Source organism: Frankia sp. CcCS3 (assembly GCF_977927575.1).
Genome location: NZ_CDWRCL010000267.1, coordinates 1 through 5,072 on the forward strand (window position 1 = coordinate 1; position 5,072 = coordinate 5,072).

The window sequence follows — 5,072 nt, forward strand, 5'->3', positions numbered from 1 at the left end:
CGTGGAGAAGTAGTCGACACCGGTCAGGCACATCACCCGCCACCACGGGTGCAGCCTGTGCTCGCCGGACGGCGCGGCATGCGGGCCGGCATGCCGCTGTGCCCGGTCGGTGCCCGCCAGCATCCAGGAACGCAGGCGACGAACGCTGTTCGTGCTCGGTGACGGCCAACGCGGGACACACCTTCCAGACGGCGCGCGGCGCGCGGCGCGCGGCGCAGGGACACCTCCCCCCCGCCGGGAGCGGGAACGACCGGGCCGTGGGAACCTGGGCGCGGACCGGCCTGCCGAGCATCCTCCACACCCCCGACAACATCCCACGGGCGTGTCATCCCACGGGTATCGCGGCATCGCCCTGGGCTGCCGCGGCAGGTAGCCGGCCGGACCTCATCGGACGCCAAAGCCTGCCGCAGGACAAGGAAGCCGGCAATTATGGGCACTATGCCGGCCCGAACCTCGCGAATGGACCCGACGCCGCTTCGATGCGCGCCACACCGAGTCTCCCCCGACCCCGGCCTGCTCGACTCGGCGCACGTCGGTCGGGCGACGGCCGGGCGGTGACCACCCGGGAATTCACCGTCGTCGAGCAGGAGATCCGGGATGCTTTTGCGCTGGGACGCCGGGTGGATCTGGCGGACCGGACGGACCGGGTCGTCCGGGCGGTCGTCCTGCGCGATCTGCTGCTCGGGACGGACGACGGCGAGCCTGGGCCGTCGGCGGCGCTGCGCCTCACCCGCGCCCGGATCGTCGGCGAGCTCGACCTCTCCCACAGCGTCCTTGGATGTCCGGTCCGGCTGCGGGACTGCGTCTTCGACCATCGGGTGAATCTGTACGGGGCGAAAACCCGCCAGCTCGATCTCACCGGTACGCACTTCCGCGGAATCCTCGCGTCGAACGCCGTCATCGAGGGCAACCTCCGGCTCTTCGACTGCCGGTCCCGCGGACCGGTCATCCTGGTCGGCACCTGGATCAACGGAGCGCTGCTGCTCTCCGGCGCCCGCTTCGAGGGCCCCGGCTCCGCCCTCGACGCAACCCGGCTGCACGTCGAGGACGACCTCCTCGGTGGCCCCTCACCGGACGGCCGGTACCTGTCGGCCCTGCGCTGCGACGGGGAGCTGAGGCTGAACAACGCTGTCGTGGGCGGATCGGTACGGTTGGAGGGAGCCCACCTGAGCAGTCCCACGGGCACCGCGCTGGCGGCATTCGACCTGAAGGTCGCCGCAATGCTCAACTGCTGTGAGGGGTTCCACGCCCAAGGGACGGTGAGCATCGCCTACGCCGAGGTGGGCAGCCGGGTCTGCCTGGAGGGAGCCCGCCTGGACGGCGCGCGCCCCGGCGACGACAGCCCTGACCGCGGCCCTGACTGCGGCCCAGGCCACGGTGCCGGCAACAGCGCCGGCAACAGCGGCTCGATCGCGTTGAACGCCCATCACCTCACGGCCCGGGAGCTGGTACTTCTCCCGGCAGCGGTGCCTCGGGGAGCCGTGGATCTCAGCCACGGCGTGATCGGCCTGCTGCGCGACGATCCGGCGACCTGGCCCGCCGTGCTGCGCCTCGACGGGCTGCGCTACGACAGCCTCGGTACGTTCGGGGAAGGCGACGAGCGGCGGCAGTGGCTGCGCCTCGACCCCAGCGGCTACCGGCCGCAGGTGTACGAACAGCTCGCGGCCACTTACCGGGCGCACGGCCACGACGCCGACGCACGGATGGTTCTGCTCGCGAAACAACGGCATCGACGCGAGACTCTGGCGCCGGCGGCGAAGATATGGAGCCACCTGCAGGACCTGCTCGTGGGATACGGATTCCGCCCGGTGCGGGCCGCCTCGTGGATCGCGCTTCTGGTGGTGGCCGGCAGCGTGCTGTTCGACCTACGGCCGCCGGCGCCGGTCGACGACACCGCCGCGTCGGCCTTCCGCGCCCCCGTCTACACCCTCGACCTGCTGCTGCCCCTCATCGACTTCGGGCAGGAGCAGCACTTCACCCCGCGCGGCGCGACGGTCTGGTTCGCCTACTTCCTCATCGCCGCCGGTTGGGCGCTCGCGACGACGGTCGCCGCCGGGATCACCAGGACGCTGCGCGGCGGTTGACGCCGGACCTGGACGGCCGTCAACGCGTTGCGCGCGCTCGTCGCGCGCTCGTGGGGAACCGGAGCCGACCGCGGCCTGCTCCCCGTCACCGCCCCCGGTGGTCGACGACGGCGGTCCGCGGACGGGGCAGACTGGCCGGGTGGAGGTTCTCAGCAGCCGCATCCTGCTCCGGCCCACGGATCCGCAACGCAGTCACCGCTTCTACCGCGAGACCCTCGGGCTGGCGGTCTACCGCGAATTCGGGCCGCCGGAGGAACCCGGGCTGGTGTTCTTCCTCGGCCAGGGCCTGCTGGAGGTGTCCGGGCGCTCGCCGCGCCCGGCACGGCCGGTGGGCGCGGGCGGGGAACCGGTGGGGACGGCGCGGCTCTGGCTGCAGGTGCGTGACCTGGCGGCCGAACACGCCCGGTTGAACGCGGCGGGTGTCGTCATCACCCGGGAGCCGCGGCGTGAGCCGTGGGGACTCGACGAGATGTGGATCGAGGATCCGGACGGCGTCCCGATCGTGGTCGTGGAGATCCCGCCCGATCATCCCCTGCGCCGGGACCGGAGATCCCTCGCCGACGGCTGACGCGCGGGCCCGTCGGGACGGCGGGGCTCACCCGGACGACCCGGTGCACCCTCGTCGGGGTAGCGCAGACCGCCGCCCTGGCCTACGTGTCCACCCGGTTCCTGGCCCGCTGGTTCGAAACCCGCACGGCGACCCGCGGCGACCCGGTGGAACACGGCGGACGCGCAGGTGTCCGGTTATGTAACCGGTCGCGACCAGCCGCGGCTGTGCCGTCGCCACCACGTCGACTTCGGTCACAACGACAGCGACCTCTGTTCCCCCGGTAACTGATGTCCTCCGGGTGACTGACTCTTCGGTCGTTCGTCTCGTCGGCAGCTCGCGCCGTACTGTGGATCATCGGCCGACGGCAGCACCGGAACCGGAAGGCGGGAAGCAGACCACCGCGCCACGACCCACCCGGCAGGGTTGATCCGCCGAGGCGGGAAGGCGTCGGCGCGCTCGTCACCTGAACCTTCACTCGTCGCCTGAACCTCGGGAGCATCCAGCATGACGGCCTCGCTTCGCCAGACCCAGGGTCCGCTCAGGGCGCGCGCCGTCGACGGCGACCTGTTCCGAACCGTCTTCCGCGGCCATCCGGCCGGCGTGGCCGTCATCACCGCCGACGCGGGCACGGGACCCGTCGGCTTCACCGCGACCTCGCTCGCGTCGCTGTCCGCCGAACCGCCGATGGTGGTCTTCGCCATCTCCTCCGGTGCCTCGTCGTGGCCCCATCTGCGGGTCACGGAGACCTTCATGGTGAACCTGTTGTCCTCCCAGCAGGAGGAGGTCGCCCGGCGTTTCGCCCGCAGCGGGATCGACCGGTTCGCCTCGCCGACCCGCTGGACCAGGCTGCCGACCGGCGAGCCCCTGCTCGACGGGGGACGGGCGTGGCTGCGCTGCTCCGCCCGGCCACCCGTCGAGGCCGGGGACCACTTCCTCATCATCGGCCAGGTCCTTGAGGCGGACACCGACCCGGAGGCGTCCCCGCTCATCTACCACGACCGGACCTTCCACGTCCTGCCGTAACCCAGCCCGCCGTAACCCACGTCCTGCCGCGTAACCCACGTCCTGCCGTAACCCGGCCTGCCATCCCCGCGGCTTGCCCGAGGAGCACGACCGGCTCAACCGGCTCGGCACCGCTCTTGACCCTGCCCTCGGCACCGCTCTCGACACCGCCCGCCGAGCGGGGCTCCGGTCGCCGTGGCGCAGGCCCCGGCCGCGCATCAGCACACTACGGAACAACCCGCCTGTTCACCGTGCAGATGCGGAACTATCATGCACAGAGTTTCGCATCTGCGGATTAGCTCAGCGACAGGGTCCGCGGCTGCGGAAACAGGACAACGGGTGAATGGGTGGAGGAACGGGACACGTGAGATTTCGCAGGATGAAGACGGCGGCCCTGGCGGTACTCGGCGCCGGGCTTCTCGCGACCGCCGGATGTGGCGGCAGCGACGGCGGCGCTGCGGCGACGCCCTCCGCCACGGCCAGCAGCGCCGCGAGCGGAGTACAGGGGACCGTCACGGTGCTCGCCGCCGCCTCGCTGACGAGGTCGTTCACCCAGCTCGGCAAGGACTTCGAGGCCGCGAACCCCGGATCGAAGGTGACCTTCTCCTTCGCCGGCAGCTCGCAGCTGGCCCAGCAGATCACCTCCGGCGCCCCGGACGACGTGTTCGCCGCGGCGAGCCCGGCCACGATGAAGACCGTCACCGACGCCGGCGACAACGTCGGCGCGCCCAAGGTCTTCGTCCGCAACCAGCTCGTCATCGCCGTACCGAAGGGCAACCCGAAGGGCATCACCGACCTGCCCGCCCTGACCAGGCCGGGGGTGAAGGCCGCGCTGTGCGCCGAGCAGGTGCCCTGCGGAGCCGCCGCGAAGAAGGCGCTCGCCGCCGCCGGGGTGAACCTGGCCCCGGTCACCCTGGAGCAGGACGTCAAGTCCGCACTGTCGAAGGTCACCCTCGGTGAGGTCGACGCCGCGCTGGTCTACCGCACGGACGTCAAGGCGTCGGCGGGCAAGGTGGACGGCGTCGAGTTCCCCGAATCCGCCAAGACGATCAACGACTACCCGATCGTCGCGCTGAAGAACGCGCCCAACGCCGCCGGCGCCACCGCGTTCGTCAACTTCATCCTGTCCGACAAGGCGAGCACCGTACTGACCAACGCGGGATTCCAGGCCCCCTGACCCCAGGCCCCGCTGATCCCCGACACGGTCATCCCGTGGTGGAGCAGGCGGACCCTGCACTTCGACTTCGCCTGACGAGGTTGCCCCGAACCTCCTGCGTGGAAATCGGCGTTAGGGCCTGTTTGGGAAGTTCATCGGGGCAGCCATTCGTTGATCGCGGCGATGGTGACTGTTGCTTCGTAGCGGACGGCTAGCTTGTCGTAGCGGGTCGCGACCGCCCGGTGGCGTTTGAGCCGGTTGATGCCGCACTCCACGGCGT

Annotated in this window: 4 protein-coding genes; all 4 read left to right on the plus strand. The window is 71.2% G+C overall.

Features of this window, described 5'->3' with window-relative positions; translation table 11 throughout:
- Window positions 1-158: 158 nt before the first annotated feature.
- The 4 genes from AC08OQ_RS17570 (at window position 159) to modA (ending at window position 4,813) form a co-directional block, all read left to right on the plus strand.
- Window positions 159-2,084 (plus strand): hypothetical protein, encoded by a 1,926-nt coding sequence (locus tag AC08OQ_RS17570; RefSeq protein ID WP_476605719.1) that lies wholly within the window; start codon window positions 159-161, stop codon window positions 2,082-2,084.
- Between the two features lie 139 nt (window positions 2,085-2,223).
- Entirely contained in the window at window positions 2,224-2,652 is a 429-nt protein-coding gene (locus AC08OQ_RS17575; RefSeq protein ID WP_462187028.1) for a VOC family protein, read from the plus strand.
- Between the two features lie 486 nt (window positions 2,653-3,138).
- Window positions 3,139-3,657: a flavin reductase family protein gene (locus AC08OQ_RS17580; RefSeq protein ID WP_476602078.1), complete on the plus strand. Its 519-nt coding sequence runs from the start codon at window positions 3,139-3,141 to the stop codon at window positions 3,655-3,657.
- 343 nt (window positions 3,658-4,000) lie between these two features.
- The gene (modA, locus tag AC08OQ_RS17585; protein WP_476605718.1) at window positions 4,001-4,813 is read left to right on the plus strand and encodes a molybdate ABC transporter substrate-binding protein; all 813 of its coding nucleotides are present in this window, start codon (window positions 4,001-4,003) and stop codon (window positions 4,811-4,813) included.
- Window positions 4,814-5,072 lie beyond the last annotated feature (259 nt).

Excerpts from the sequence above, each read along its gene's own strand:
- AC08OQ_RS17580 (WP_476602078.1), top strand. The coding sequence starts at position 3,139 with ATGACGGCCTCGCTTCGCCAGACCCAGGGTCCGCTCAGGGCGCGCGCC.